Consider the following 25,500-nt stretch of genomic DNA (forward strand, 5'->3'; position numbering starts at 1 on the left):
CTCTCGGGCCACCGACGACCGATCAATCACGGAACAGTAACGAAGCACTCCGGCGATGCCAAGTCCCCTGCTCAGGACCGGTCTCGGCGCCGGGGACGCTCGTCAGTGGCGACGCTGCATGGCGTCGCGCACCTCCCCCACGAGCTCCTCGAGGATGTCCTCGAGGAACACGACGCCGAGGGCGCCGCCGCCCTCGGGCGCGTCGACGCGCGCCAGGTGCGCGCCCGAGCGCTGCATCGCCCGGAGCGCGTCCTCGACCTCGTCGCCCGGGGCGGCGGTCGCGAGCGCTCGCACGCGCCAGGACGGGACCGGCGCACCGCGCGTCGTCTCGTCCGCGTACAGCACGTCCTTGACGTGGAGGTAGCCCACGAGCTCGCCCGACGCGTCGGCGACGGCGAACCGTGAGAACCCTGTCTTCGCGACGAGCCGCTCGACCTCCTCGGGCGTGCAGCCCTCGGTGACCGTGACGAGGTCGGCGACCGGGACCATGACGTCCTGCGCCGTGCGCTCGGAGAACTCGATCGCGCCCGAGAGGAGGCCCTGCTCGTCCCGGAGCACGCCCTCCGCCTGCGAGTGCTCGACGATCGACTGGACCTCCTCCGCAGTGAACGCCGAGGCGACCTCGTCCTTGGGCTCGACCCCCGTCGCCCGGACCGCGTGGTTCGCGAGCCAGTTGAGCGCGACGATGACCGGGCGCAGCACGCGCCCGATCCACACGAGCGGGGGCCCGAACCACATGACCGCCGTCTCCGGCCCCGCGACGGCGAGGTTCTTGGGGACCATCTCGCCGAGCACCACGTGCAGGTAGACGACGATCGCGAGCGCGACGACGAACGCGATGGGGTGCGCGAGCGACGTGCTCACGCCGAGCGCGTGCAGCGGGTCCTCGATGAGGTGCGCGAGCGCGGGCTCCGCCACGACGCCGAGGCCCGTCGAGCAGACCGTGACGCCGAGCTGGGCGCACGCGAGCATGAGGGACACGTTCTCCATCGCCCACAGGACGGTCTGCGCCCGGCGGTTCCCCTGCGCGGCGAGCGGCTCGATCGCCGAGCGGCGCGCGGAGATGACGGCGAACTCGGCGCCGACGAAGAACGCGTTCCCCGCGAGCAGGAGGACGGCGACGAGCAGTGCGGTGGTCGAGCTCACGACTCCACCTCCACCGGCGTCGCCCGGACCGAGAGCCGCTCGACCCGCCGCCCCTCCATGGCCTCGACGCGCAGCACGACGCGGTCCCGTGCGTCGCCCGCGACGACCTCGTCGCCCGGGACGGGCACGCGCCCGAGCCGGGCCATCACGAGGCCGCCGAGCGTCTCGTAGGCGCCGTCCTCGGGCACGCGCAGGCCCGTCACCTCGGTGAGCTCGTCGGGCCGCATGACGCCGGGAACCAGCCAGGAGCCGTCCGCGCGCCGGGCCGCGCCGGAGCGGCGGGGGTCGTGCTCGTCCGCCACGTCGCCCACGAGCTCCTCCACCACGTCCTCGAGCGTCACGACGCCGGAGGTGCCGCCGTACTCGTCGACGACGACCGCCATCTGGAGCCCGAACCCGCGCAGCTCGACGAGCAGCGGGCCGAGGCGCACGGTCTCGGGGACCCGGGGCGCCTCGACCATGAGCGCGGCCGCCGGGACCTCCTCGCGCCGGTCGTACGGGACGGCGACGGCGCGGCGCAGGTGGACGAGACCGACGACGTCGTCCCGGTCCTCGCCGATGACGGGGAACCGGGAGTGCCCGGTCCGCCGCGCGGCGTCGACGACGTCCGCGGCCGTCGCGTCACGGTCGACCACGACCATCCGCATCCGGTCCGTCATGACGTCGACGGCGCTCAGCTCGTCCAGCTCGATGGAGTTGGTGAGGAGCGTCGCGACGGACACGTCCAGCGTGCCCTCCTGGGCGGAGCGGCGCACGAGCGCGGCGAGCTCCGAGGCCGAGCGGGCGCCCGACAGCTCCTCGCGCGGCTCGACGCCGACGCGCCGCAGGATCGCGTTCGCCGACCCGTTGAGCACGGCGATCACCGGCCGGAACAGCTTGGTGAACTGGCGCTGCACGGGCACGACCTGCCGGGCCGTCGCGTAGGGCGCGCTCAGGGCGAAGTTCTTCGGGATGAGCTCACCGAAGAGCATCGAGACGAAGTTCACGACGAGGAGGGCGAGGACGCCGGCGAGGACGGCGGACGCCGCCTGGCCGAGCGCCGTGGCACCCAGCCCGGTGCCGAACAGCGAGAGCAGCGCGGGCTGCGCCGTGTAGCCGAGGAGGATCGTCGTCAGCGTGATGCCGACCTGCGCGGACGACAGCTCGGTCGACAGGTGCTTGAGACCGGCCCGGACGCTGCGGTCGCGGCGGTCGGCACGGGCCTTCCGGCCCGACGGCGGGGAGCCGCGTCTGTCGCCCTCCTGGTCGGGGTCGTCGCCCGCGGGGAGGACGGCGGGGTCGAGGGTGACCAGGGAGAACTCGCTGGCCACGAAGACGGCGGTGCCTGCGGTGAGGAGCACCCCGAGCGCGACCATGGCCCAGTCGCCTACCACGAGGTGCTCCACCGATATCGGGAGGTGCTCTTCATCGTGCCGACGATGCTAGCGCCCGCTCCCCCCGGGCCGCCCGGCCGTGCGGCGCCCGGGGTGCCGGGCGGCGGCGAAATCCGGCCGACCTGGGCCGACGTGTGCCACGCTGTATCCCATGGCAGATCCGAGGGCAGCGAGCGCATCACCGACCGGCGCGGGCGCCGGTCCCGTCCCGGGCCGCGGGCCCGTGCCCACGACGGCACCTCTGGCCGGCGGCACCCCGCAGCAGGCGGCGACGGTCCTCGTCGTCGAGGACGAGCCCGCCATCGCGACCGCGATCGCGCAGCGCCTGAGCGCGGAGGGCTGGCGCGTCGAGGTCGCGCGCGACGGGCTCTCCGGCGTCGACGCCGCGACGCGGCTGCGCCCGGACGTCATCGTGCTCGACGTCATGCTGCCCGGCATCGACGGCCTCGAGGTGACCCGGCGCATCCAGGCCGAGCAGCCCGTGCCGATCCTCATGCTCACCGCGCGCGACGACGAGACCGACATGCTCATCGGGCTCGGCGTCGGCGCGGACGACTACATGACGAAGCCCTTCTCGATGCGCGAGCTCGTCGCGCGCATCAAGGCGCTGCTGCGCCGGGTCGACCGCGCCACGCAGGCCGCGAGCGCCGCCCCGACCGACCCGCCCATGACGGTCGGCGACGTGACCATCGACAAGGCCCAGCGCCGGGTCTACCGCGCGGGCGAGGAGGTCCACCTCACGCCCACCGAGTTCGAGCTCCTCGTCATGCTGGCGAGCTCGCCCAAGACCGTGCTCACGCGCGAGCGCCTCCTCGCGGAGGTGTGGGACTGGGCCGACGCGAGCGGGACGCGCACCGTCGACTCGCACATCAAGGCGCTGCGCCGCAAGCTCGGCGCCGACCTCATCCGGACGGTGCACGGCGTCGGGTACGCGTTCGAGCCGCCCGCCGGATGACCTCCTCCCCTGCCGACCCGGCCGACGGCACGGGCCCGGGCCGGGGCCCGGGCGGGTCGACGAACGCTCCGGCGCGGAACGGCGTGCACCGTGCGCACACGATCCGCCCCCACCTGCCCGACGTCCGGCCGCTCGACTCGTTCCGCTCGCTGAAGATCAAGCTCGGCGTGCTCGTGGCCGCGACCGTCACGCTCGCGGTCCTCATCACGTGGATCGGGCTCCAGAACCAGCTCGGGCCGTCGCGCACGTTCCCGCTCGCGATCGTCCTGTCGCTGCTGCTCACCCAGCTCCTCGCGCGCGGCATGACGTCACCGCTGCGCGAGATGACGGCGGCGGCACGCGCCATGGCCGACGGCGACTACACGCGACGCGTGCGGGCGACGAGCCGCGACGAGGTGGGCCAGCTCGCGGTCGCGTTCAACGTCATGGCGGAGGACCTGGCGACGAGCGACCAGGTGCGCCGCGAGCTCATCGCGAACGTCTCGCACGAGCTGCGGACCCCGATCGCGGCGCTCCAGGCACAGCTCGAGAACGTCGTCGACGGCGTCACGCAGCCGACGCCCGCGACCATGGAGATGGCCCTGGCGCAGACGGAGCGCCTCACGCGCCTCGTCTCCTACCTCCTGGACCTGTCGCGCATCGAGGCCGGCGCGGCGGCCCTCAACATCACCGAGATCGACGTGGGCGACTTCCTCGAGGAGAACGCCGAGGCCGTGTCGATGGTGGAGGCCGGGAAGCAGCTGCGGTACGTCGTCGACGTCACGCCGCCCGACCTCGTGCTCGAGGCGGACCGCGAGCGTCTGCACCAGGTCGTGACGAACCTCCTCCAGAACGCGATCCGGCACTCTCCCCAGGGGGGTGAGATCCGGCTCGAGGCGTACCCCGTGGACGACGACGTCGTGCTCGAGATCGTGGACGAGGGCCCGGGGATCGCGAAGGAGGACCGCGAGCGCATCTTCGAGCGCTTCGCCCGGGCCAGCGCGACGGGCACGCACACGACGACGGGCGGCTCGACGGGCGGGACGGGCATCGGCCTGGCGATCGTCCGGTGGGCGATCGACCTGCACGGCGGGCGGATCGAGGTCGCGGACTCGCGCAGCGGCGCGACGATGCGTGTCACGCTCCCGGCGCACGCCCACCCCGTCGAGCCCGACCTGCTCGACGACCCGGCGGCGGGCCGCGAGGACCCGACGGCGCGCTGAGCCCGGCGCTGACAGCGTGGGTCACGAGCACGCGAGGACGAGTGAGTTCCGTCACACCGCGCGCCCCGGATACCTCGCTATGGCTTGGAATTCCGCGATCTTGCCGTCCGACGAGGTCCGCGTGGGGTCACGTTTGCCTGGCCCAGACGCGGCGTGAAGAACCCGCGAACAGGCCGCGCGCGAACGTCCCGCGCAGCCCCCTGGGCCGCCGTCGAGGGCCTAGGCTGGAGTGGTCCGGAATCCGGACGAGTCTGCGCCGACGTCGGGCGCCACGCCTCGCGCGTGCCGCCACGCGTCTGCTCGCAGACTGTGACCGACAGCGACCTGTGTGTGAAAGTGGGCGATCCTCGCGTGTCCCCGAAGGCTGAGTCAGAGGCGATCAGCGACGCAAGCTCCGTGTTCGGAGCGAACGAGTGGCTGGTCGACGAGCTGTACGAGCAGTACCTCCTGGACAAGAACGCGGTGGACCCCGCGTGGTGGGACTTCTTCGAGGACTACCGTCCGGCGGAGCGTGCCGAGCAGGCCACGACGACGGCCGCCGCGCCGTCGACGCCCGTGAACGGGTCCCCCACGGCACCGGCGGCCCCCGCCGCGCCGGTCGTCCCCGCCGCCGTGACGGACGGCTCGGCCGCCGCCGAGGCGGCGCAGCGCGTCAAGCCCCCGAAGCTCCCGGCCGACCCCGCGGTCAACGCCGCCGCCGAGGCGGTCCTGGCGACGCGTCCCGTCGCGACCGCCCAGCCCGCGACCGCGCCGTACGCGCAGGTCCCGGCCCGCAAGGTCGCCGGCGCCCCGGCGGCCGAGGCGGAGACCGTCGGGGACGACGTGCAGAAGCTCCGCGGTCCCGCGGCGCGCGTCGTGACGAACATGGAGGCCAGCATCCAGGTGCCGACGGCGACGTCGGTGCGCGCGGTGCCGGCCAAGCTCATGGTCGACAACCGGATCGTCATCAACAACCACCTCGCGCGCGGCCGCGGCGGCAAGATCTCGTTCACGCACCTCATCGGGTTCGCGCTCGTCGAGGCGCTGGCGGACATGCCGGTCATGAACGCGAGCTACACGCAGCTCGACGGCAAGCCCGCGGTGAACCAGCCGGCGCACGTGAACTTCGGTCTCGCGATCGACCTCGCCAAGCCGGACGGGTCGCGCCAGCTCCTCGTGCCGAGCATCAAGAAGGCCGAGTCGATGGACTTCGCCCAGTTCTGGGCGGCCTACGAGGACCTCGTGCGCCGCGCGCGCGGCGGCAAGCTCGGCGTCGACGACTTCGCCGGGACCACGATCTCGCTCACCAACCCCGGCGGCATCGGCACCGTCCACTCGGTCCCGCGCCTCATGGCCGGCCAGGGCACGATCATCGGCGTCGGTGCGATGGACTACCCCGCCGAGTTCGCGGGCGCGTCCACCGAGCGCCTCGCGCGCCTGGGCATCTCGAAGGTCCTGACGATCACGTCGACCTACGACCACCGCATCATCCAGGGCGCCCAGTCGGGCGAGTTCCTGCGGATCCTGTCGCAGAAGCTCCTGGGCGAGGACGGCTTCTACGACCGCGTGTTCGCGGCGCTGCGCATCCCCTACGAGCCGGTGCGCTGGGTCCGCGACAACACCACGGACGCCGAGATCGAGGCGGCCAAGCCCGCGAAGATCGCGGAGCTCATCCACTCCTACCGGTCCCGCGGCCACCTCATGGCGGACACCGACCCGCTCGCGTACCGGCAGCGCAAGCACGGCGACCTGGACATCCAGAACCACGGCATGACGCTGTGGGACCTGGACCGCACGTTCCCCACGGGCGGCTTCGGCGGCAGGACGAAGTCCTCGCTGCGCGACATCCTCGGCCTGCTGCGCGACTCCTACTGCCGCACCGTCGGCGTGGAGTACATGCACCTGGCCGACCGCACCCAGCGCAAGTGGCTCCAGGAGCGGCTCGAGTCGGGCTACGCCCGCACGCCGCGCGAGGACCAGCTCCGCATCCTGCGCCGCCTCAACTCGGCCGAGGCCTTCGAGACGTTCCTGCAGACGAAGTTCGTCGGGCAGAAGCGCTTCTCGCTCGAGGGCGGCGAGTCGGTGATCCCGCTGCTCGACGCCATCCTGTCGAAGGCGGCGGAGAACGGCCTCGACGAGGTCGGCATCGGCATGGCCCACCGTGGCCGCCTCAACGTGCTCGCCAACATCGCGGGCAAGAGCTACGCGCAGATCTTCGCGGAGTTCGAGGGCAACCTCGACCCGAAGAGCGTGCAGGGCTCGGGCGACGTGAAGTACCACCTCGGCACCGAGGGCGTCTTCACCGCGGAGAGCGGGGCGACGACGAAGGTCTACCTCGCGGCCAACCCGTCCCACCTCGAGGCGGTCGACCCGGTGCTCGAGGGCATCGTGCGCGCCAAGCAGGACCGCATCGACCTCGGCGGCGACGGCTTCTCCGTCCTGCCGATCCTCATCCACGGCGACGCGGCCTTCGCGGGCCAGGGCGTCGTGCCCGAGGTGCTCAACCTCGCCCAGCTGCGCGGGTACCGCACGGGCGGCACGGTGCACGTCATCATCAACAACCAGGTCGGGTTCACGACCGGTCCGTCGTCGTCGCGCTCGACGACGTACGCGACCGACGTGGCCAAGGGCTACCAGGTCCCGATCTTCCACGTGAACGGCGACGACCCCGAGGCGTGCGTGCGCGTCGCGGAGCTCGCCTTCGCGTTCCGCGAGCAGTTCGACCGCGACGTGATCATCGACCTGATCTGCTACCGCCGCCGCGGTCACAACGAGGGCGACGACCCCTCGATGACGCAGCCGCTCATGTACAACCTCATCGAGGCCAAGCGCTCGGTGCGCAAGCTGTACACCGAGAACCTCGTCGCGCGCGGTGACATCACGCTCGAGGAGGCCGAGCACGTCCTCCAGGACTACCAGGCCCAGCTCGAGCGCGTCTTCACCGAGACCAAGGAGGGCGGCTTCACGCCCGCCGCGGACCGCGAGCCGGTCGCCGGTCTCGAGCGCCCGGAGTCCCAGCTCGAGGACGCCGGCACGATGGTCGGCTGGAAGACGGCGATCGACCGCTCGGTCCTCGAGCGCGTCGGCCAGGTGCACGTCGCGCCGCCGGAGGGCTTCACCGTCCACCCCAAGCTCGCGCAGCTCCTCGAGAAGCGCCGGCAGATGTCCGTCGAGGGCGGCATCGACTGGGGCTTCGGCGAGCTCGCCGCATTCGGCTCTCTCCTCGCGGAGGGCACGCCCGTGCGCCTCGCCGGGCAGGACTCGCGCCGCGGCACGTTCGTCCAGCGCCACGCCGTCCTGCACGACCGCGAGACGGGCGCCGAGTGGACGCCGCTGCTGTACCTGTCGGCGGACCAGGCCAAGTTCTGGGTGTACGACTCGTCGCTGTCGGAGTACGCCGCGCTCGGGTTCGAGTACGGCTACTCGGTCGAGCGTCCCGACGCGCTCGTGCTGTGGGAGGCGCAGTTCGGCGACTTCGTCAACGGCGCCCAGACGGTCATCGACGAGTTCATCTCGTCCGCCGAGCAGAAGTGGGGCCAGTACTCCTCGGTCGTCATGCTCCTCCCCCACGGCTACGAGGGCCAGGGGCCGGACCACTCGTCCGCGCGCATCGAGCGGTTCCTCCAGCTCGCCGCCGAGGACAACATGACGGTCGCGCAGCCGTCGACGCCCGCGTCGTACTTCCACCTGCTGCGCCAGCAGGCGTACGCCCGCCCGCGTCGTCCGCTCATCGTCTTCACGCCGAAGCAGCTCCTGCGCCTCAAGGCCGCCGCGTCGAGCGTCGAGGACTTCACGACCGGCACGTTCCAGCCCGTCATCCCGGACGCGACGGCCGACCCGGCGAAGGTCGACCGCGTGCTCCTCTGCACGGGCCGCGTGTACTACGACCTCCTCGCCGAGCGCACCAAGCGCGGCGACGAGGGCGTGGCGCTCGTCCGCCTCGAGCAGCTCTACCCGCTCGACGTCGACGGCATCCGGACCGAGCTCGCGAAGTACCCGGGCGCCGAGGTCGTGTGGGTCCAGGACGAGCCGGAGAACCAGGGCGCCTGGTCGTTCGTGCACATCAACCTGCCGGAGGACCTGCCCCGCGTGAGCGTCGTCTCCCGCCCGGCGTCGGCGTCGACCGCCGCCGGCACGGCGAAGAAGCACCAGGCCCAGCAGGCCGTGCTCCTCGAGCAGGCGTTCGCCCGCTGACGCAGCCGGGCTCCGGCCCTGGACACGACGAAGGCCCCCTCCGAGCGGAGGGGGCCTTCGTCGTCGGTGCGTGCGGCACGGTCGCGCCCGGGGGCGCCGCCGCCACCGCGAGATCGACCCGAGCGTCCGAGATCGACCCTCAGGGGGTCGATCTGGTGACGTGCGGGTCGATCTCGTGGGTCACCAGCGGTCGTGGATCGTGGCGCGCAGGTGCTCGTCGTAGATCTCGCGGACGCCCGAGGTGAAGAGCGGGCCGAGGACGTCCGCGTCGCCCGCGGCGGCGTTCGAACGGGCCTGCTCGACGTTGCGCGCGCCGGGGATGACGGTCGACACGCCGGGCTGCTGCCAGACCCACGCGATCGCGACCTGGGCGGGCGTGAGGTCCTGCCCGACGACGTCCTGCACGAGCGTGGTGAACTCGCCCGCCGCCTGGACGCCGGTCTCGAAGTCGACGCCCGAGAACGTCTCGCCGACGTCGAACGCGCTCCCGTCGCGGTTGTAGGTACGGTGGTCGTCGGCCGCGAAGGTCGTGTCCTTCGTGTACCTCCCCGACAGGAGGCCGGACGCCAGCGGCACGCGCGCGATGACGCCCACCCCGGCGGCGGACGCGGCGGGCAGGACGGCGTCGAGGGGCTTGAGCCGGAACGCGTTGAGGATGATCTGCACGGTCGCGACACCGGGACGCGCGATGGCGGTGAGCGCCTCGTCGACCGTCTCGACGCTCACGCCGTAGCTCGCGATCGCGCCCTCGGCGACGAGGGTGTCGAGGCCGTCGTACACCTCGTCGCGCGAGTAGACCGCCGTCGGGGGGCAGTGGAGCTGCACGAGGTCGAGGCGGTCGGTCCGCAGGTTGCGGCGCGACCGGTCGGTCCACTCGCGGAACTTCGCGAGGGTGTAGTTGTCCGCGTCCTGTTCCTCGCGGCGACCCATCTTCGTGGCGACCGTGATCGCGTGGCCCGGGTTGTCGGCGAGGTAGCCACCGATGATCTGCTCGCTGCGCCCGTCGCCGTACACGTCCGCGGTGTCGAAGAACGTCACGCCGGCCTCGGCGGAGGCGTCGAGCACGGCGCGCGCGTCGTCCTCGCTCACGTCGCCCCAGTCGGCGCCGAGCTGCCAGGTTCCCAGTCCGACGACCGAGACGAGCCGTCCCGTGCGTCCGAGCACCTGTCGTTCCATCGTTCCTCCTCGTGCTGCGTCGGGTACGCCGGGAGACACACCCGGGCACCGAGTCTGACTGGCGAGAGCGCATCGCGCACGCTCGCACGCCGAGTACCGTATGTGAGCGTGAACACCCAAGCCCCCTCGGGGACCCAGGTCCGCATCGCCCACGGCGAGCACGCAGCGACGATCACCGAGGTGGGAGCGGCCGTGCGCGAGTACACGGTCGGCGGCCGGCCCGTCTTCACGTCCTTCCCGGAGGACGAGGTCGCGCCCGCGTTCAACGGCGCGGTCCTGCTCCCCTGGCCCAACCGGCTGCGCGACGGCGCGTACGAGGTCGACGGCACGACCTACCAGGTGCCCGTGTCGGAGCCCGACCGCGGCACCGCGCTGCACGGGCTCGCCTGCTGGCAGCGCTGGGTCGTCGTCGAGCACGACGCGACGAGCGCGACGCTCGAGCTGCACCTGCCGCCGTCGCCCGGCTACCCCTTCGACCTCGTCTCGCGCGTGACCTACTCGCTCGACGACGCCGGGCTGCGGGTCCGTGTGCGGACCACCAACGTCGGCGCCGCGACCGCGCCGTACGGCATCGGCTTCCACCCGTGGCTGTCCGCTGACGGCGCGAACCTCGACGAGTGCACCCTGCGCCTCGACGCCGCGACGCGCGTCACGACCGACGAGCGGCTCCTGCCCACCGGCACCGAGCCCGCCGCAGGGAGCCACGACCTGCGCGATCCGCGCCTGCTCGCGGGCGTCGACCTGGACGACGCCTACGTCGACGTGCTGCGCGACGCCGACGGCCTGTCCTGGATGCGCCTCTCCGCTCCCGACGGCCGCACGTCGGCCGTCTGGATGGACGGCTCCATGGACACCTGGCAGGTCTGCACGGGTGACCACGTGGGGGACGTCGCGTTCCGCCGGTCCGGCGTCGCGGCGGAGCCCATGAGCTGCATCGCGGACGCGTTCCGCACCGGCGAGCGCCTCGTGCGGCTCGAGCCGGGCGCCTCGCACGAGGTCACCTGGGGCGCGACGCTGCTCTGACCCGGCTGCTCGCGGGCGGTCCGTCCCCTATGTCCGGCTGGACACGCCGTCACCACGGGCCCGTTTCGACCGGCGCCGCCCGCGTCGGGGAGAATGGCGCCCGTGGAAGACGCGGTGAGTCGAGAGGTACGGATCTGCGTCGTCGGCGACGAGCTGAGCGCCGGCGTCGGCGACGCGAAGGCCCTGGGGTGGGCGGGGCGCGTCGTCGCGCGCACACGCTTCCCCCAGCCGGCGTACGTGTTCCCGCTCGCCATCCCCGGCGAGACGACGACGGCGCTCAGCCAGCGCTGGGAGGCGGAGACCGCGCGGCGGTTCGCCCCGGAGCCGGACGTGGACAACCGCCTCGTCATCGGCCTCGGTCGCCACGACCTCGACGCGGGGCTCTCCGTCGCGCGCTCGCGCCTCAACCTCGCGAACGTGCTCGACGTCGCGGAGTCGCACCGCCTGCCGACGTTCGTCGTCGGGCCTCCGCCGGGGCACGCGCAGGACGCCGAGCGGCTCGCCGAGCTCTCGCACGCCTTCTCGGACGTCGCGAACCGACGCCGCGTGCCGTACGTGGACACGTTCAGCCCGCTCGTGACGCACGAGCAGTGGCTCGCGGACCTCGCGCAGAGCGGCAACGGGTTCCCCGGCCAGGCGGGATACGGGCTCATGGCCTGGCTCGTGCTGCACACGGGCTGGCATGCCTGGCTGGGCCTGCCGGACGACACGGTCTGAACCACCACGCACGACGACGGCCCGCCGTCCCGGGATCGCTCCCGGGACCGCGGGCCGTCGGCGCGCGGGCGTCAGCCGCGCGAGACCGTGAGGTCGCCCGAGACGGTATTCGCCGAGACGTACGCGCCGCCGGCGCCGGGCTGGTCGACGTGGTCGACCGACGTCGTGCGCTGCGCGCTGGAGTCGAGGCGGACGCCGTCGAGCACGGCCTTGCCCGTGACGCTGCGGGCCTTGAGGTTGACCGGCGAGCCGGCGCCGAGGCGCACGGCCACGTCGCCGGAGACCGTGCGCGCGTCGACGAGCGGGGTGCTCTCGCGCGCGACGACCTCGACGCCGCTCGTCACGGTGTTCACGGACACGCGGCCGAGCGTCCCGCCGAGCGTGACCGCGCCGGACGCGGTGCTCACGTGGACGTCGCCGACGTGCTCGCCGACGTCGACGGCGCCCGTCGCCGTCTTGATCGACGCCGTGCCCGACACGCCCTGGACGCGGACGGCACCCGTCGCCGTGGTGACCGACAGGTCCGCCTGCGTGCCGAGGACGCTCGCAGCGGCACGCGCCGTCGTCACCTTGACCGGTACGTGCGGGGGGACGGTGAGCCGCACGACGGCGCGGTCCTTGTCGCGCAGGCCCTTCGCCCGCTCGACGAGGCCCTCGACACCGGCGAAGTCGTAGCCGACGCGCAGCTCGCCGTCGTGCACGCTCACCTGGAGCGGACGCTCGGACACCTCGCTGACGTAGAGGTGGGCCCCGGCCTCGCGCGCGGGGTCGGCGACGACGTCGACCGCGCCGTCGGTGAGCTGGACGACGACGCGCCGGACGTCGGCGACGTCGACGGTCTGGGGGGCGTTGATGACCCAGGACTCGGTGCTCATGCGCTTCTCCTCGTTCGGTTGTCTGGTTCGGGGGTGCGATGCGTTCGTCGAGGGGTTCTCGTGATCCTCGGTCAGGGCAGGGTCGCTCGCACGGCCTTGCGCGCGCTGTCGAGCACGGTGCGCAGGGTGTCGACCGTGAGCTCGGAGACCACGCTCGCGGCGTCGGCGCGGCGCAGGTCGGCGCGCACGTCCTCACGGAATCGCTGGAGCAGCGCCTCGGCCTCCATGCGCCACGCGTACGACTCGCGGCGCCGCGGGTCGGGCTCGCCGTCGCGCGGGCGGGCGCGCGCCGTCTGCGCGGCGGCCGCGAGCTCGGCCCGCAGGCCCTTCAGCGAGCCCTGCACGTCGGCGCGCAGCGCCTCGGCGCGCTGGCGCACCGTCTCGGCGATGCCGTGCTCCAGCGCGGCGACGTCCCCGCGGCGCGCCTCGATCTCCGCGCGCCCCGCGGGCGTCAGCTCGTACGTCGTCTTGCGGCCGTCGGCGCTGCGGTGCACGAGGCCCTCGTCCTCGAGCCGCGCCAGGCGGGGATAGATGGTCCCGGCGCTCGGCCGATAGGTGCCGCCGAAGCGCTCCGAGAGCTCGGTGATGAGCTCGTAGCCGTGCTTGGGCCCGGTGTCGAGGAGCGCCAGCAGGTAGAGCCGGAGCTCGCCGTGCGCGAAGACCGTGGCCATCAGCGGTCCACCGGCCCGCTCGACGACGCGGCGCCCCCGGCCCGCGGGCTCCCCCACGCGGGGGCGTCGGCGTCGACCGGGGCGTCCTCGACCGGGTGCTCGGCGGCGTCCTCCGACGTCTCGTCCGGCGCCCCGCGCAGGACGGTCACGTCGCCGGAGACGGCGGAGACCCGGACCGGCGAACCCTTCCCGGACCGCGCGGGCCGGTGGAACGAGCGCGCGGACCCGCGCTGCTCCGCGCCGTCCACGAGCAGCCGCCCGCTCACGCAGCGGATCGCGTAGTCCATGGCGTCGGGGTCAGGCAGGCGCACGAGCACGTCGGCGGAGACCGCGCTCACGGTGATCTCGGTCGGGGTCGTGCGGGTGTCGACGGTGACGGAGCCCGAGACCGAGTCGAGACGGAGCGCGTGGAGCGCGCCCGTCGCCGTGAGGCCGCCGGACACGGAGTCCATGCGGACCGGGCCGTCGTGCTCGCTCGCCGAGACCTCGCCCGAGACCGTGTCGACACGGAGCCCGCCTCGCGTGCGGCTCGTCATCACGGACCCGGAGACGGTCGCCAGCCGGGCGCCGTCGCGCACGCCCGCGACGAGGGCCTCGCCCTGCACGGTCGCGACCTTGACCTGCGTCGTCCCCGGCACGGCGACGTGCACGTCCGCGGCGTCCTTGCCGGTGTACGTGCGGAAGCGCTCGAGGAAGCCCTTCCAGCCCGCGACGAACGGTCCGTAGCCGACCCGGAGCGTGGTGCCCTCGAGACGCACCTCCAGGGGGCGCCCGACCACCGAGTGGACCTCGACGCGCGTGTCGGTGCGCGTCGGGTCGTCGTGCGCGACCACGTCGATGCGCCCGCCGATGACCGTCGCGTCGAGCGTCCGCACGCGCGCCAGGTCGATGGCCTGCGGACCCGTGACGGTCCAGCTCTCCTGCGTCATCCGTGTCTCCGTCCGTGGTCGCGTCCCGTGCGGTCGCGACGGCGACACTCGTGGACACTCGCGATATATCTCGTTCTGCAGACACGATATATCGCGTGCTCGACCCTGGCAAGGGGTCGCGTGTGGGACGATGGGAGGCGGACTTGACCCGCCGGGACCGGCGGGACTCCCCCGATCGTCAGGAGAACACCATGAGCAAGCGCGGACGCAAGCGTCGCAGCCGCAAGGGCAACGCCGCGAACCACGGCAAGCGCCCCAACGCCTGAGACGGCGCGCCCCCACGGGGGACGACGAGAGGGCCCGTACCGACGACGTCGGTACGGGCCCTCTCTCGTTCTCTTCCCGTCGGGGCAGGTGCCCCGCGGCGGTCCTCAGCGGGTCTCGACGACCGTCGTCGTGACCATGACCGTGAGCTGCGTGTGGATGCGCTCCCGCAGCCCGGCGGGAGCCTTCTCGTGGCACGAGCGGCGCACGAGCTGCTTGACGAGCTCCTCGACGCTCAGCTCGGCGAGGCACGGCGAGCAGTGCGCGACGTGCGCGCGCATGCGCAGCTCGTCGTCCGGCGTCATCTCCGAGTCGAGGTACTCGTACAGGTGCGTGAGCGCGTGCTCGCACTCCGACTCGCCCGCCGTCGAGTGCGGGATGGGCGTCACCGACTCCTCGACCGGGCCGCGCCCGGGGATCCGGCTCTCTGACGTGCTCACGACTCACCTCCGGGGGTCTTGGCCCCCACCAGTCCTCGCCTCACGGCGTAGTCGGCCAGCAGCTCGCGCAGCTGGCGCCTGCCTCGGTGCAGGCGGGACATGACCGTGCCGATCGGTGTCCCCATGATCTCGGCGATCTCCTTGTACGGGAAGCCCTCGACGTCCGCGTAGTACACGACCATGCGTCGGTCCTCGGGCAGCTCCTGGAGCGCGCGCTTCACGTCCGAGTCCGGCAGGCGGTCGAGCGCCTCCGCCTCGGCCGAGCGCAACCCCTGCGAGGTGTGCGACGCCGCGCGCGCGATCTGCCAGTCCTCGACGTCGTCCGTCTGGGCCTGCTGCGGCTCGCGCTGCTTCTTGCGGTACGTGTTGATGAACGTGTTCGTGAGGATGCGGTACAGCCACGCCTTGAGGTTCGTGCCCGGCCGGTACTGGTGGAACGCCGCGAACGCCTTCGCGAACGTCTCCTGCACCAGGTCCTCGGCGTCCGACGGGTTGCGCGTCATGCGCAGCGCCGCCGAGTACAGCTGGTCGAGGTACTGGAGCGCGTCCTGCTCGAACCGCGCGGCGCGCGCGGCGTCGCTCTCGGTCTGCGGCGCGCGGTTCGTGTCCTCGGCGTCCGTCGCGTCCGCGGGCAGCGTCGTACCCTCGACGGGCGTCGTTCCCGACGTCGTCGCGGGGCTGCCGGAGACGTCGCTGCCGGAGATTCGCTCTGTCATCAACAACGAGCCTAGTCCCCTGTTCGTCTGGGTGTCCGGTGACGTGACCGGCGCCGACCACGCGGCGGCGAACGCGGAGTCCGCCGTCGGCGCACCCGGGGTCGGGGACGCGGCCCGGGCAGCGGGTGCGGGGTTCTCGAGCAGGACGGTCACGAGTGGTGCAACCCGCGCGCGCCCTCGCACATTCCCGCGGCCCCGGGGACGCCGCGCAGCGCGGCGCGCGCGACGCGCGCGGCGTCGCTAGCGTGGCGCCATGACGACCTCGCAGACCCCGTCCCGCTTCCTCACCCTGCTGCGCGAGCAGGTCGGGCACGAGCTCGACGCGCACCAGCAGTACATCGCGATCGCCGTGTGGTTCGACGCGCACGACCTGCCGCAGCTCGCCGCGCACTTCTACCGGCAGTCGGTCGAGGAGCGCAACCACGCGATGATGATCGTGCAGTACCACCTCGACCGGGACCTGCCCGTCGAGATCCCCGGCTCCGGTCCGGTCCGCAACGACTTCGCCGACGTCGTCGAGCCGCTGCGGCTCGCGCTCGACCAGGAGAAGCAGGTCACGGCGCAGATCGAGGCGATCTTCCGCGCCGCGCGCGAGGAGGGCGACGCCCTGGGCGAGCAGTTCCTCCTGTGGTTCCTCAAGGAGCAGGTGGAGGAGGTCGCCTCCGCGACGACCCTGCTCACCGTCGCCCAGCGCGCGGGCGACAACCTGTTCGACCTCGAGAACTTCGTCGCGCGGGAGACGATCGGCGACTCGGGCGAGTCGGCCGACGCCCCGGAGGCCGCGGGCGGCGCGTTCTGAGGGTCCGACGTGAGGCGGGCGTCACCGGCCGCGGGTGGCGCCGTCCCGGCGGTCGCGGCAGGCTGGGACCGACCGGCGGACGCCCGAGGCGGACACCGGCGAGTCACCGGCGATGAGGAGAGAACCGATGCTGCTGCGTCACCTCGCGAGGCCCATGCTGGCCTCGTGGTTCGTCTACGACGGGGTCCAGGCCGCGCTCAAGCCCGCCGAGCACGTGCGAGCCGCGCGCTCGGGCGTCGAGCTCGTCGAGAAGAGCGCCGGCATCGAGGCCCCGCTCAGCGAGAAGCAGGTCGCGACGCTCGTGCGTGCCCACGGTGCCGCGACGGCCGTCGCCGGGCTGTTCCTCGCCGTCGGCAAGGCTCCCCGCACGGCGGCCCTGACGCTCGCCGCGCTCACGGTGCCGCTCGCGGTCGTCAACCAGCCCTTCACCTCGGGCGAGGCGACGCGCGCCGAGCGCACGCGCAAGTTCGTCGCGAACGTCGGCGCGATCGGCGCGGCGCTCATCGCGGGCGCGGACTACGAGGGCCGCCCGGGCGTGCAGTGGCGGCTCGAGAAGGCACGGCACGACCTCGCGCTCGCCAAGCAGGCGAAGCAGGAGGCCGTGGTCGCGGGCGCGAAGGGTGCCGTGAAGGAGGTCTCGGCCTCGGCCCGGGGAGCGGCGAAGGAGGCGGGACGCTCCACGAAGAACGCCGCGAAGCACGCGGCCAAGGAGGCGGGGCGCTCGGCGCGGCGTGCCACGAAGGCCGCCCAGGAGGCCGCGGAGCACGCCGCGACCCTCGCCGCGGGAGCCGTGCACGACGCCGAGGCCGCGGTCCGCGCGAAGGTCGCCTGACGCGGTCGTGACGCGTCCGCGCGGCGGGACCCTCCGCCGTCGGGCGCGGTCCCTCCACTAGCCTGGAGGCCATGACGACCTCGCCCTCCGCCGCGCCCGTGCCCCCCGCCGTCGACGAGGGCTGGGCCGCGCCCACGGCGGGCGGGCCGCTCGACGCGACGGTCGAGGTCCCGGGGTCGAAGTCGCTGACGAACCGGCTGCTCGTGCTGGCCGCGCTCGCCGACGGGCCCGGGACGCTGCGCGGCGCCCTGCGCAGCCGCGACGCGGACCTCATGATCGCCGCCCTGCGCACGCTCGGCGTCGGCGTCGAGGAGGGCGCGTCGCCGAGCGAGCTGCGCGTGACCCCCGGTCCGCTGCGCGGACCCGTCGCGGTGGACTGCGGCCTGGCCGGCACCGTCATGCGCTTCCTCCCGCCGCTCGCGGCGCTCGCCGACGGCACGGTCCGGTTCGACGGCGACGAGGGCGCGCGCGTGCGCCCCATGGGCCCGGTCCTCGCCGCGCTCAGCGCGCTGGACGTGCCCGTGGAGGGCGACGGGGACGGGCTGCCGACGACGCTCCCCTTCACGATCCGCGGCCGCGGCCGCGTGCGCGGCGGGGCGGTCGACGTGGACGCGTCGGCGTCGAGCCAGTTCGTCTCCGGGCTCCTCCTCGCCGCCGCGCGCTACGACCAGGGCCTCACGGTGCGCCACATCGGCCACACGCTGCCGAGCATGCCCCACATCGAGATGACCGTCGAGGTCCTGCGGGAGGTCGGCGTCGTCGTCGACGACTCCCGGCCCGCGATCTGGCGGGTCGAGCCCGGTCCGATCGCGGCGCGCGACGTGCAGGTCGAGCCCGACCTCTCGAACGCCGCGCCGTTCCTCGCCGCCGCGCTCGTCGCGGGCGGCACCGTGCGCGTCACGGGCTGGCCGACGCAGACGACCCAGCCGGGCGCGATGGTCCCCGAGCTGCTCGAGTCCATGGGCGCGACCGCGTCTCTCGACGGCGACGTGCTGTCCGTGACGGGCACGGGCGACGTGCGCGGTGTCGACGTGGACCTGCACGCCGCCGGTGAGCTCGCGCCGACGATCGCCGCGCTGGCCGCCCTCGCCGACTCCCCCAGCCGCCTGCGCGGCATCGCCCACCTGCGCGGGCACGAGACCGACCGGCTCGCCGCGCTCGCGACGGAGATCACGCGCCTCGGCGGGCAGGCGGAGGAGACGCGCGACGGCCTCGTCATCACGCCGCGCCCCCTGCACGGCGCGCTGTTCCGCACGTACCACGACCACCGCATGGCGACCTCCGCGGCGGTGATCGGCCTGCGCGTCCCGGGGGTCGGCGTCGAGAACGTCGAGACGACGGCCAAGACGCTCCCCGGGTTCGCGGGGATGTGGCAGCGCATGCTCGACGGCGCGGCGGGGTCCGGCACGGGAGCGGCGGCCCGCTGATGGCGCGCCGCGTCCCGGACGAGTCCGACTTCCGCGCGCGCCCCGGCAAGCGCGGGAGCCGTCCGCGCACCAAGCAACGGCCCGAGCACGCGGACGCGGTGACGGGGTTCGTCACGGGCGTGGACCGGGGGCGCTACACGCTGCTCGTCGGCGGAGGAGGCCAGGACCAGCACGTCGCTGCCGGCGAGGAGCGCACGGTCGTCGCGATGAAGGCCCGCGACATCGGCCGCACGCGGGTGGTCTGCGGAGACCGGGTGGACCTGGTGGGGGACGTGAGCGGCGACGACGGCACGCTCGCCCGCATCGTGCGGATCCAGGAGCGCTCGTCGGTCCTGCGCCGCACGGCCGACGACACCGACCCGTACGAGCGGGTCGTCGTCGCGAACGCCGACCAGCTCGTGATCGTCACCGCTCTCGCCGACCCGGAACCGCGCACGCGCATGATCGACCGGTGCGTCGTCGCCGCGTACGACGCCGGCATGGACGTCCTCCTCTGCCTCACCAAGGCGGACCTCGCCGACCCGGGGCCGCTGCGGGCGCTGTACGAGCCGCTCGGGGTGTCCGTCGTCGTGACGCGCCGTGCGCCCGACGGTCTCGCACCGGACGGCTGGGCGATCGAGCCGCTCGACGCGGTGCGCGAGGCGCTGGCCGGGCGCACGTCCGTGTTCGTCGGGCACTCGGGCGTCGGCAAGTCGACGCTCGTCAACGCGCTCGTCCCGGACGCGCAGCGCGCGACGGGCCACGTCAACGACGTCACGGGTCGCGGACGCCACACGTCGACGTCGGCCGTCGCGCTGCGCCTGCCTGGCGGCGGGTGGGTCATCGACACGCCCGGCGTGCGGTCGTTCGGGCTCGCGCACGTGCAGGTCGACCACCTGCTGCGCGCGTTCGAGGACCTCGACGCCGTCGCCGCGGACTGCCCGCGCGGGTGCACGCACCTCGACGACGCCCCGGACTGCGCGCTGGACGAGTGGGTCGAGGCGTCGCCCGACGACGAGACCCGCGCCGCCCGCGCGGCGCGCCTCGAGTCGTTCCGCCGCGTGCTCGCCTCGCGCACGGGCGCGGCCTGAGCCCTGGCCCGCGCGGCGCCTCCCCCACCCCGGCGGGCACCGCTACGGTGTGAGCCATGACGCCCCCCTCGACGCGCGGCTACGACGACGACCTGCGCCTCGCCCACGTGATCGCCGACCAGGTCGACGCGCACACGATGTCCCGGTTCAAGGCGCTCGACCTGCACGTCGAGTCCAAGCCGGACTCGACGCCGGTGAGCGACGCCGACCGCACCGCCGAGGAGATCATCCGCGGCCAGCTCGGCCGGGCGCGCGGTCGCGACGCGATCGTCGGCGAGGAGTTCGGCGAGACCGGTCACGGCGCGCGGCGCTGGATCGTCGACCCGATCGACGGGACCAAGAACTTCGTGCGCGGCGTGCCCGTGTGGGCGACGCTCATCGCGCTCGCCGACGGCGACGAGGTCGTCGTCGGGCTCGTCTCGGCGCCCGCGCTGGGTCGGCGCTGGTGGGCCTCCAAGGGCACCGGCGCGTGGACCGGCAAGTCGCTCGCCGCCGCGTCGCGGATGCAGGTCTCGGGCGTCTCGTCGTGGTCCGACGCCTCGTTCGCCTACGCGTCGCTCGACGGCTGGGAGGAGCGCGGGAAGCTCGAGCCGTTCCTCGACCTCCTGCGCGGCGCGTGGCGCACGCGCGGCTACGGCGACTTCTGGTCGTACATGCTCGTCGCCGAGGGCGCCGCCGACGCGGCCGCCGAGCCCGAGCTCGAGCTCTACGACATGGCCGCGCTCGTGCCCATCGTCACCGAGGCCGGCGGCCGGTTCACGTCGCTCGACGGCGCCGACGGGCCGTGGGGCGGCAACGCCGTCGCGACGAACGGGCTGCTGCACGACGAGGTGCTCGGCCGCCTCGGCTGACGCGGACCGCCGTCGGGCACCGCCTGGCTCCCGACCGGCCGGCCGCTCCGCACCGCTGAGCCCTCAGCCGCGCGGCACGTCCTTGAGCTCCGACCAGTCGTACCAGAGCAGGTCGCGCTCGTTGACCCGGTCGATCGCGGCGTCGAGCGCCGCGTCGGCACCCGGGCCGTCGTCGTCGGCCGCGGCGAGCACCGCCGCGACGTCCTCGACGGCCTCGGGCTCGTCGACGTGCACGCACACGATCGCGACGTCGGGCACGGTCCGCAGGACCTCGACCGCGCTGGGCGCGGGCGCGTCCTCGTCGTCGGAGTCCTCGGCGCCCACGACCTGCACCGCGCCGTCGGGCACCTCGAGCGTCACGACGAGCCGCTGGCGCGGCGCGCCCGGGCGCGCCGCGACGAGCGCGAGCGAGTCGTCCGCCGCCTCGAGCGCGGCCGCGTACTCCAGGCCCTCCTCGTCCTCGTCGGGCAGCGCGCGCGTCAACGCTGCTGTCACGGCGTGGGCGCCGCGGGGGGCGACGCTCCAGCGGGCGGCGTCGGCGGTCACGGTGACGGCGTCGAGCTCGTCGAGCGTCGCGGGGAGGTAGATGCGCATGGGTTCAGTGTGCCGCCTCCAGCGCGAGTCCGTGCGCCGCACCACGCCCGGGCTGCGCCGCCTCCCGCACGTGCGCGGCGAGCCGCGCGAGGGCGCGACGAGCGGGGCTCGCGGGCGCCGACTCCGCGAGCGTCCGGCCCTCGCGGAGGCCGAGGTCGACCGCGGCGTCCTCGGGGACGACGTGCAGGTCGTCGACGCTCGCGTAGCGGGCCATCGCGTCGCGCACCGCTCGCTCGGGCCGGGGCCCGACGGCGCTCGCACGTACGCGGTTCACCACGACGACGCGCGCCGCGCCGACGCACGCGCCCGTCTCGGCGAGCTCGTCGAGCGCCCGGACCAGACGCTGGAGCCCGACGGGGTCTCCCCCGCCGACGACGACCACCACGTCCGCGGCCGTGAGCGCGCTCCACGTCGCGTCGTTGCGCTGCGGGGCGCGGGTGTCGTACGTCAGGAGCTCGTCCCGCTCGATCCCGAAGCCGCAGTCGACGACCGTCCAGTCCGCGACGGACCGCCCGACCTCCCACACGGCGTCGAGCGACGCCCCGGGCAGCTCTGGCCACCGGGCCGCCCGGGTCAGGCCCGTCAGCACCCGGACCCGTGGCAGGACCGTCGGCGCCAGCGCGACCAGCCCCGCGTCGTCGAGCGCGCCCTGACCCGCGCTGCGGGCGGCCGCCGCCAGTCCCGGTGACTCGTCGAGCAGGCCGAGTCGCTGGGCGACGCTCCCGCCGTAGGTGTCCGCGTCGACGAGCAGGACCTCCGCGCCGGGCGCCGAGGGGACGGTGGCGGGGACGTCCGCGTCCGCGGAGCGCCGCTCCCGACGCGGCGGACGAGCACGCCGCACCGGTGCCGGTCCCGCGAGCTCGGCGGCGAGGTTCGTCGCCACGGTCGTCCGGCCCGGTGCGCCGGTCGGCCCCCACACGACGACGGTCCGTCCGAGGCGGGGCTCCCGCCCCGGATCCGTGGCGCCGGCGCCGACGGCCCGCCGGGGGACGCCGGGTGCGCCCGTGGCCGCCTCGCGTCGCGGCAGGACGGCCCGGACGACGTCGCACAGCGCGTCCGGCGCGGAGTCCAGGTCGACGACGGCGTCGACGCCGTAGGCCCGCACCCGCCCCTCCTCCCACGTCCCGGCCGGGGCGAGCGCGACGATCCGCACGTCGTGGGCGTGCAGGTCGACGACCGCCTGCCGGTCCAGCGCGGGCAGGTCGCACGACACGACGGCGACCCGGCCCGCACCCGCCGCGGCCGCGGCGAGCAGCTCGACGACGTCCGCGCACCGTCGCGTGACCTGGAGCCCGGGAGCGGCGAGCGTCGTGACCACCTCGGCCTCGCGCGCGCCCCGGACCGCGCACAGGACGGTCGCGACCGTGGTCGCGCCGCTCATCCCGCGGCCCCGACCGGGACGAGCGCGATCGTCCCGTCCCCGGCCACCGCCGCGAGGACGGCCGGGAGGTCGTCGACGCCGACCAGGAGGTGGACCGTCGTCGGTCCGCCCACGACGAGCGTCCCCTCGCCCTCGTCGACCTGCGCGACGGTGACGCCCTCGACGAGCGGCTCGGGCTGCGGCGGCCCGTCCCCCGCGGCGGCGCCCGGCTCGGCGCCGGCCGTCGGGGTGGCAGCCTCGGGGACGTACCAGACGTCGACCGCCGCCCCGGCGACGATCCGCTCCGAGAGGCCCGTCGTCACGGGGACCGCGACGGCGCGCACCGCGAGGTCGGCGGCCGCGCCGAGCGACGACGCGGGGACCAGCTCGCCCGCGGCGACGGTGCGCAGGACGACGGCCTCGTCCGGGAGCCCGTCGGCCACGAGGAGGTAGCTGTCCGTCTGCGTCCCGAGCCGCACCTCGACCGCCCGCAGGTCCGCCGCGGTCACGGTCGTCCCGGGCGTCAGCGCCGCCCCGGCCGCGTAGACGGTGACGGTACGGCTCGCGGTGCTCACGGCCCACGACCCGAGAGCCACCGAGAGCGCGACCACCACGATCCCCACGAGGAGCCGCGGGTCCTTCCAGCCAGGTCGCCTCAGGCGCACGGCGGGCGGTGGTGCCGGCTGGACCCGCACGGGTCGTTCCGCGGTCGTCGTCATCGATCTCCCCCTTGGTCGTCCGGCACGTCAGCCGTGCCGCGGCTTCATGATCCCCGGTCTGCGCCACCGGTGGCAGTGCCTGTGGACGACCGCCGAGGCGCGGCGCACGCGTGCCAGACTGACGCCATGGCCCAGCGGTTCCTCACCCTCGCCGACGTCACGGACGAGCTCAACATCTCCGCGGCGCAGGCGTACGCGCTCGTCCGCTCCGGCGAGCTCCCCGCGATCCAGGTGGGCGGCCGGGGGCAGTGGCGCGTCGAGGTCAGCGAGCTCGAGGCGTACATCCAGCGGATGTACGCGCAGACGCGCCAGCGCATCGAGGCCGGCGACTTCGACGGCTGAGCGCCCGCCGCGTCCTCGACCTGAGACCCGACGGGGCTGCGGGGACGCCGTGAGCCCGGCGCGCTCCCCCTGCACGCTCCTCACCGCGGGACGAACCCCGTCTCCGACTCGCTGACGCACAGGACGGCGGACCAGGGCACGACCCTCGAGCCGTGCCCGCTGCCCGGGACGACCTCCAGGTCGACGTGGTCCTTCCCGACCCGCGCGACCCACCCGGGAAAGACCCCGGTGGGGGTCCGCACCTGGACGGGCCGACGGTCGCGCATGAGCGCGCGCAGGGCGTGGCCGAGTCCCAGCCGCGCGGACCTCCCCGAGGGCGCCGGCTGGGCATGGCGGCCGAGGCCCTGGACGGCAGCGATCGCGCCGGTCGGGACCAGGTGCTGACGCCGAGCCTCGCCCACGAGCACCCACTCCTCCGCCGCCTCGCGCAGCTCTCCGGTGACGGCCCACCCGTCGCGCAGCTCGAGCGTGACCGTGCCGGGCGTGCCGCGCAGCCGCTCGACGAGCGTGATCGTCGCGTGCTCCGCACGGGTGAGGTCGGCGACGGCGGCGGCCCGGTCCTGCGACTCCGCGGCGGCGAGCTGCGCCGCGAGGTCGTCGAAGAGGGCGTCCCATCGCACCGGGACACCGTAGCGGTCCCCCACGCCACCGGCCCGCGCCCTGTCCACATCACGAGAAGCCCTCTGGACAGGAGCTACCGGTCGCGCTTAGATCGATCTGTCGTCATCAAACGACAACAAACGAGATCAAGAGCCGTCCATCACGGGCGGAGTTGCAGGGGGCAACCGATGGACCGTCGTACCGCCATACCCGCACGAACCGGAGGCGTCGCCGTCCTCCTCGCGCTCCTCCTCGTCATGGGCGGCGCCGTGACGGCGCTCGCGCTGCGCGCCGCGCACCTCGTGGGCACCCTCCCCGCAGCCCGCCCCGAGCCCTACGTCGAGCTTCTCGCCGTAGGGCTCGGGACCGTGGCGGCCACGTGGGTGGCCGCCAGTGCCCTCCTCGGCCTGGGCTGCGTCGTCGCGCGCGCGGTGGGCCGCTCGTGGGGAGCCGGGGAACGGCTCCTCCTGCGCGCGGCGCCCGCCGTCGTCCGCCGTGCCGCGCGGGCCGGCGTGGGGCTGACCGTGGGTGCGGGTCTCGTCCTCGCCGGAGGTACCGCACAGGCCGCCACGACCCCGGACGCCGACCCCGGCGTCGTGGCGGTCGACCTGGGATGGCAGACCTCGACGCCCACCCCCGCGGCGGCCGGACCGGCGCAGCCCGCTCCCCTCCCGACGGACGTACCGTCAGCCGCAGCACCGCACGGCCCCTCGGCCCCGGCGACGGCCTCCGACCGGTCAGCGCCGGCGGTGGCCGCACCGACCCCGGGGCCGGCCGGCCTCGCGCCCTCCGCACCGGCCGCGCCGTCGATGCCGCCGGGCACCCCGGACGCTCCGAGCGCGACCCCGAGCACGCCCTCGCCCCCGGCCCCGGCCCCGGCACAGCCACAGGAAACGGCGCAGGCGACGGCACCCGGAACCGCGACGACGACGGGTCCGCCCGCTCCCGCACGTGCTCCGGGAACCCGGAGCGCCCCGGCCGACCAGCGCGACGCCGCGCTCACGGTGGTGCGGGACGTCGCCGCGGACGGGCCGCGCGAGGTCGTCGTCGTACGCGGCGACTCGCTCTGGTCGATCGCCGCACGCCACCTGCCGGACGGCGCGTCGGACGCGCAGGTGGCCGACGCGGTGCAGCGCTGGTACGCCGCGAACGTCGGGGTCGTCGGCGACGACCCCGACCTCGTCCGCCCCGGCCAGGTGCTCGTCGCACCGACCTCCTGACGACCCGTCCGCCGCGAAGGAGGCCC

At 74.4% G+C, this 25,500-nt stretch carries 25 protein-coding genes; 13 read left to right on the forward strand and 12 right to left on the reverse strand.

Going from position 1 to position 25,500, the window contains the following annotated elements; translation table 11 throughout:
- Positions 1 to 102: 102 nt before the first annotated feature.
- Entirely contained in the window at positions 103 to 1,146 is a 1,044-nt protein-coding gene (locus tag ACN9MS_RS14715; RefSeq protein ID WP_426309249.1) for a hemolysin family protein, read from the reverse strand.
- Positions 1,143 to 2,501: a hemolysin family protein gene (locus ACN9MS_RS14720; protein ID WP_426309250.1), complete on the reverse strand. Its 1,359-nt coding sequence runs from the start codon at positions 2,499 to 2,501 to the stop codon at positions 1,143 to 1,145. Before ACN9MS_RS14720 ends, ACN9MS_RS14715 begins: the two co-directional genes overlap by 4 nt.
- 169 nt (positions 2,502 to 2,670) lie before the next feature.
- Between ACN9MS_RS14720 and ACN9MS_RS14725 the strand changes: the two genes are divergently transcribed.
- The 3 genes from ACN9MS_RS14725 to ACN9MS_RS14735 all read left to right on the forward strand — a co-directional run bounded on the left by ACN9MS_RS14725 (position 2,671) and on the right by ACN9MS_RS14735 (position 8,849).
- Positions 2,671 to 3,474: a response regulator transcription factor gene (locus tag ACN9MS_RS14725; protein ID WP_231581757.1), complete on the forward strand. Its 804-nt coding sequence runs from the start codon at positions 2,671 to 2,673 to the stop codon at positions 3,472 to 3,474.
- Complete coding sequence (locus ACN9MS_RS14730; RefSeq protein WP_426309251.1) at positions 3,471 to 4,676, forward strand: HAMP domain-containing sensor histidine kinase; 1,206 nt, start codon at positions 3,471 to 3,473, stop codon at positions 4,674 to 4,676. Before ACN9MS_RS14725 ends, ACN9MS_RS14730 begins: the two co-directional genes overlap by 4 nt.
- 396 nt (positions 4,677 to 5,072) lie before the next feature.
- Positions 5,073 to 8,849 carry a multifunctional oxoglutarate decarboxylase/oxoglutarate dehydrogenase thiamine pyrophosphate-binding subunit/dihydrolipoyllysine-residue succinyltransferase subunit gene (locus ACN9MS_RS14735; RefSeq protein WP_426309252.1) on the forward strand — a complete coding sequence of 1,259 codons (3,777 nt, stop codon included), beginning with the start codon at positions 5,073 to 5,075 and terminating at the stop codon, positions 8,847 to 8,849.
- Between the two features lie 180 nt (positions 8,850 to 9,029).
- Here the strand turns inward: ACN9MS_RS14735 and ACN9MS_RS14740 are convergent, their stop codons facing one another.
- Positions 9,030 to 10,025, reverse strand: coding sequence for an aldo/keto reductase (locus ACN9MS_RS14740; RefSeq protein ID WP_426309253.1), 996 nt, complete (start codon positions 10,023 to 10,025; stop codon positions 9,030 to 9,032).
- A 108-nt stretch (positions 10,026 to 10,133) separates the two neighbouring features.
- On the opposite strand from ACN9MS_RS14740, the gene ACN9MS_RS14745 reads away from it, so the two are divergent.
- Positions 10,134 to 11,048 (forward strand): aldose 1-epimerase family protein, encoded by a 915-nt coding sequence (locus tag ACN9MS_RS14745; protein WP_426309254.1) that lies wholly within the window; start codon positions 10,134 to 10,136, stop codon positions 11,046 to 11,048.
- Between the two features lie 93 nt (positions 11,049 to 11,141).
- Positions 11,142 to 11,765 carry a GDSL-type esterase/lipase family protein gene (locus tag ACN9MS_RS14750; protein ID WP_047232150.1) on the forward strand — a complete coding sequence of 208 codons (624 nt, stop codon included), beginning with the start codon at positions 11,142 to 11,144 and terminating at the stop codon, positions 11,763 to 11,765.
- A gap of 71 nt (positions 11,766 to 11,836) precedes the next feature.
- Here ACN9MS_RS14750 and ACN9MS_RS14755 read toward each other — a convergent pair whose 3' ends face one another.
- The 3 genes from ACN9MS_RS14755 to ACN9MS_RS14765 all read right to left on the reverse strand — a co-directional run bounded on the left by ACN9MS_RS14755 (position 11,837) and on the right by ACN9MS_RS14765 (position 14,240).
- Entirely contained in the window at positions 11,837 to 12,640 is an 804-nt protein-coding gene (locus ACN9MS_RS14755; protein ID WP_426309255.1) for a DUF4097 family beta strand repeat-containing protein, read from the reverse strand.
- A gap of 71 nt (positions 12,641 to 12,711) precedes the next feature.
- Positions 12,712 to 13,311, reverse strand: a complete 600-nt coding sequence (locus ACN9MS_RS14760; protein ID WP_426309256.1) for a PadR family transcriptional regulator — start codon at positions 13,309 to 13,311, stop codon at positions 12,712 to 12,714.
- Positions 13,311 to 14,240, reverse strand: coding sequence for a DUF4097 family beta strand repeat-containing protein (locus ACN9MS_RS14765; RefSeq protein WP_426309257.1), 930 nt, complete (start codon positions 14,238 to 14,240; stop codon positions 13,311 to 13,313). Before ACN9MS_RS14765 ends, ACN9MS_RS14760 begins: the two co-directional genes overlap by 1 nt.
- A 191-nt stretch (positions 14,241 to 14,431) precedes the next feature.
- Here ACN9MS_RS14765 and ACN9MS_RS14770 point away from each other — a divergent pair, with 191 nt between their 5' ends.
- Positions 14,432 to 14,506: a 50S ribosomal protein bL37 gene (locus ACN9MS_RS14770; RefSeq protein WP_099052597.1), complete on the forward strand. Its 75-nt coding sequence runs from the start codon at positions 14,432 to 14,434 to the stop codon at positions 14,504 to 14,506.
- Positions 14,507 to 14,611: 105 nt separating this feature from the next.
- Here ACN9MS_RS14770 and rsrA read toward each other — a convergent pair whose 3' ends face one another.
- Both rsrA and ACN9MS_RS14780 read right to left on the reverse strand, forming a co-directional pair.
- Positions 14,612 to 14,944: a mycothiol system anti-sigma-R factor gene (rsrA, locus tag ACN9MS_RS14775; RefSeq protein WP_426309258.1), complete on the reverse strand. Its 333-nt coding sequence runs from the start codon at positions 14,942 to 14,944 to the stop codon at positions 14,612 to 14,614.
- Positions 14,941 to 15,660, reverse strand: a complete 720-nt coding sequence (locus ACN9MS_RS14780; RefSeq protein WP_378233628.1) for a sigma-70 family RNA polymerase sigma factor — start codon at positions 15,658 to 15,660, stop codon at positions 14,941 to 14,943. The genes rsrA and ACN9MS_RS14780 overlap by 4 nt, the downstream gene beginning before the upstream one ends.
- A 253-nt stretch (positions 15,661 to 15,913) precedes the next feature.
- Here ACN9MS_RS14780 and ACN9MS_RS14785 point away from each other — a divergent pair, with 253 nt between their 5' ends.
- From ACN9MS_RS14785 to hisN, 5 genes are all read left to right on the forward strand, one after another.
- Positions 15,914 to 16,459 carry a ferritin gene (locus tag ACN9MS_RS14785; RefSeq protein ID WP_426309259.1) on the forward strand — a complete coding sequence of 182 codons (546 nt, stop codon included), beginning with the start codon at positions 15,914 to 15,916 and terminating at the stop codon, positions 16,457 to 16,459.
- Between the two features lie 127 nt (positions 16,460 to 16,586).
- Positions 16,587 to 17,291 (forward strand): DoxX family membrane protein, encoded by a 705-nt coding sequence (locus ACN9MS_RS14790; RefSeq protein ID WP_426309260.1) that lies wholly within the window; start codon positions 16,587 to 16,589, stop codon positions 17,289 to 17,291.
- Positions 17,292 to 17,362: 71 nt separating this feature from the next.
- Entirely contained in the window at positions 17,363 to 18,718 is a 1,356-nt protein-coding gene (aroA, locus tag ACN9MS_RS14795) for a 3-phosphoshikimate 1-carboxyvinyltransferase (protein WP_426309261.1), read from the forward strand.
- Positions 18,718 to 19,788 (forward strand): ribosome small subunit-dependent GTPase A, encoded by a 1,071-nt coding sequence (gene rsgA / locus ACN9MS_RS14800; protein ID WP_426309262.1) that lies wholly within the window; start codon positions 18,718 to 18,720, stop codon positions 19,786 to 19,788. The genes aroA and rsgA overlap by 1 nt, the downstream gene beginning before the upstream one ends.
- Before the next feature lie 56 nt (positions 19,789 to 19,844).
- Complete coding sequence (hisN, locus tag ACN9MS_RS14805) at positions 19,845 to 20,639, forward strand: histidinol-phosphatase (protein ID WP_426309263.1); 795 nt, start codon at positions 19,845 to 19,847, stop codon at positions 20,637 to 20,639.
- Between the two features lie 63 nt (positions 20,640 to 20,702).
- Here hisN and ACN9MS_RS14810 read toward each other — a convergent pair whose 3' ends face one another.
- The 3 genes from ACN9MS_RS14810 to ACN9MS_RS14820 are packed head-to-tail and all read right to left on the reverse strand — an operon-like array spanning position 20,703 to position 23,312.
- Complete coding sequence (locus ACN9MS_RS14810; RefSeq protein WP_389276238.1) at positions 20,703 to 21,233, reverse strand: DUF6912 family protein; 531 nt, start codon at positions 21,231 to 21,233, stop codon at positions 20,703 to 20,705.
- Positions 21,234 to 21,237: 4 nt separating this feature from the next.
- Positions 21,238 to 22,614, reverse strand: a complete 1,377-nt coding sequence (locus tag ACN9MS_RS14815; protein ID WP_426309264.1) for a hypothetical protein — start codon at positions 22,612 to 22,614, stop codon at positions 21,238 to 21,240.
- Positions 22,611 to 23,312 carry a hypothetical protein gene (locus tag ACN9MS_RS14820; RefSeq protein ID WP_426309265.1) on the reverse strand — a complete coding sequence of 234 codons (702 nt, stop codon included), beginning with the start codon at positions 23,310 to 23,312 and terminating at the stop codon, positions 22,611 to 22,613. Before ACN9MS_RS14820 ends, ACN9MS_RS14815 begins: the two co-directional genes overlap by 4 nt.
- 126 nt (positions 23,313 to 23,438) lie before the next feature.
- Between ACN9MS_RS14820 and ACN9MS_RS14825 the strand changes: the two genes are divergently transcribed.
- On the forward strand, positions 23,439 to 23,654 hold the full coding sequence (locus ACN9MS_RS14825) for a helix-turn-helix domain-containing protein (RefSeq protein WP_087472469.1): 216 nt from the start codon (positions 23,439 to 23,441) through the stop codon (positions 23,652 to 23,654).
- An 80-nt stretch (positions 23,655 to 23,734) separates the two neighbouring features.
- Here ACN9MS_RS14825 and ACN9MS_RS14830 read toward each other — a convergent pair whose 3' ends face one another.
- Positions 23,735 to 24,274 (reverse strand): hypothetical protein, encoded by a 540-nt coding sequence (locus ACN9MS_RS14830; RefSeq protein WP_426309266.1) that lies wholly within the window; start codon positions 24,272 to 24,274, stop codon positions 23,735 to 23,737.
- A gap of 168 nt (positions 24,275 to 24,442) precedes the next feature.
- On the opposite strand from ACN9MS_RS14830, the gene ACN9MS_RS14835 reads away from it, so the two are divergent.
- Positions 24,443 to 25,474 (forward strand): LysM peptidoglycan-binding domain-containing protein, encoded by a 1,032-nt coding sequence (locus ACN9MS_RS14835; RefSeq protein ID WP_426309267.1) that lies wholly within the window; start codon positions 24,443 to 24,445, stop codon positions 25,472 to 25,474.
- Positions 25,475 to 25,500: the final 26 nt, after the last annotated feature.

This window comes from Cellulosimicrobium sp. E-16 (assembly GCF_049913115.1).
GTDB lineage: Bacteria > Actinomycetota > Actinomycetes > Actinomycetales > Cellulomonadaceae > Cellulosimicrobium.

What these genes read in the sequence shown, in the direction of transcription:
- ACN9MS_RS14785 (WP_426309259.1), top strand. Translation starts at nt 15,914, where the DNA reads ATGACGACCTCGCAGACCCCGTCCCGCTTCCTCACCCTGCTGCGCGAG.
- rsgA (WP_426309262.1), top strand. Translation starts at nt 18,718, where the DNA reads ATGGCGCGCCGCGTCCCGGACGAGTCCGACTTCCGCGCGCGCCCCGGC.
- hisN (WP_426309263.1), top strand. Translation starts at nt 19,845, where the DNA reads ATGACGCCCCCCTCGACGCGCGGCTACGACGACGACCTGCGCCTCGCC.
- ACN9MS_RS14750 (WP_047232150.1), top strand. Translation starts at nt 11,142, where the DNA reads ATGGCGCCCGTGGAAGACGCGGTGAGTCGAGAGGTACGGATCTGCGTC.
- ACN9MS_RS14835 (WP_426309267.1), top strand. Translation starts at nt 24,443, where the DNA reads ATGGACCGTCGTACCGCCATACCCGCACGAACCGGAGGCGTCGCCGTC.
- ACN9MS_RS14720 (WP_426309250.1), bottom strand. Translation starts at nt 2,501, where the DNA reads ATGGTCGCGCTCGGGGTGCTCCTCACCGCAGGCACCGCCGTCTTCGTG.
- aroA (WP_426309261.1), top strand. Translation starts at nt 17,363, where the DNA reads ATGACGACCTCGCCCTCCGCCGCGCCCGTGCCCCCCGCCGTCGACGAG.
- ACN9MS_RS14825 (WP_087472469.1), top strand. Translation starts at nt 23,439, where the DNA reads ATGGCCCAGCGGTTCCTCACCCTCGCCGACGTCACGGACGAGCTCAAC.
- ACN9MS_RS14755 (WP_426309255.1), bottom strand. Translation starts at nt 12,640, where the DNA reads ATGAGCACCGAGTCCTGGGTCATCAACGCCCCCCAGACCGTCGACGTC.
- ACN9MS_RS14765 (WP_426309257.1), bottom strand. Translation starts at nt 14,240, where the DNA reads ATGACGCAGGAGAGCTGGACCGTCACGGGTCCGCAGGCCATCGACCTG.
- ACN9MS_RS14730 (WP_426309251.1), top strand. Translation starts at nt 3,471, where the DNA reads ATGACCTCCTCCCCTGCCGACCCGGCCGACGGCACGGGCCCGGGCCGG.
- ACN9MS_RS14740 (WP_426309253.1), bottom strand. Translation starts at nt 10,025, where the DNA reads ATGGAACGACAGGTGCTCGGACGCACGGGACGGCTCGTCTCGGTCGTC.
- ACN9MS_RS14815 (WP_426309264.1), bottom strand. Translation starts at nt 22,614, where the DNA reads ATGAGCGGCGCGACCACGGTCGCGACCGTCCTGTGCGCGGTCCGGGGC.
- ACN9MS_RS14760 (WP_426309256.1), bottom strand. Translation starts at nt 13,311, where the DNA reads ATGGCCACGGTCTTCGCGCACGGCGAGCTCCGGCTCTACCTGCTGGCG.
- ACN9MS_RS14790 (WP_426309260.1), top strand. Translation starts at nt 16,587, where the DNA reads ATGCTGCTGCGTCACCTCGCGAGGCCCATGCTGGCCTCGTGGTTCGTC.
- ACN9MS_RS14810 (WP_389276238.1), bottom strand. Translation starts at nt 21,233, where the DNA reads ATGCGCATCTACCTCCCCGCGACGCTCGACGAGCTCGACGCCGTCACC.
- ACN9MS_RS14820 (WP_426309265.1), bottom strand. Translation starts at nt 23,312, where the DNA reads ATGACGACGACCGCGGAACGACCCGTGCGGGTCCAGCCGGCACCACCG.
- ACN9MS_RS14780 (WP_378233628.1), bottom strand. Translation starts at nt 15,660, where the DNA reads ATGACAGAGCGAATCTCCGGCAGCGACGTCTCCGGCAGCCCCGCGACG.
- ACN9MS_RS14725 (WP_231581757.1), top strand. Translation starts at nt 2,671, where the DNA reads ATGGCAGATCCGAGGGCAGCGAGCGCATCACCGACCGGCGCGGGCGCC.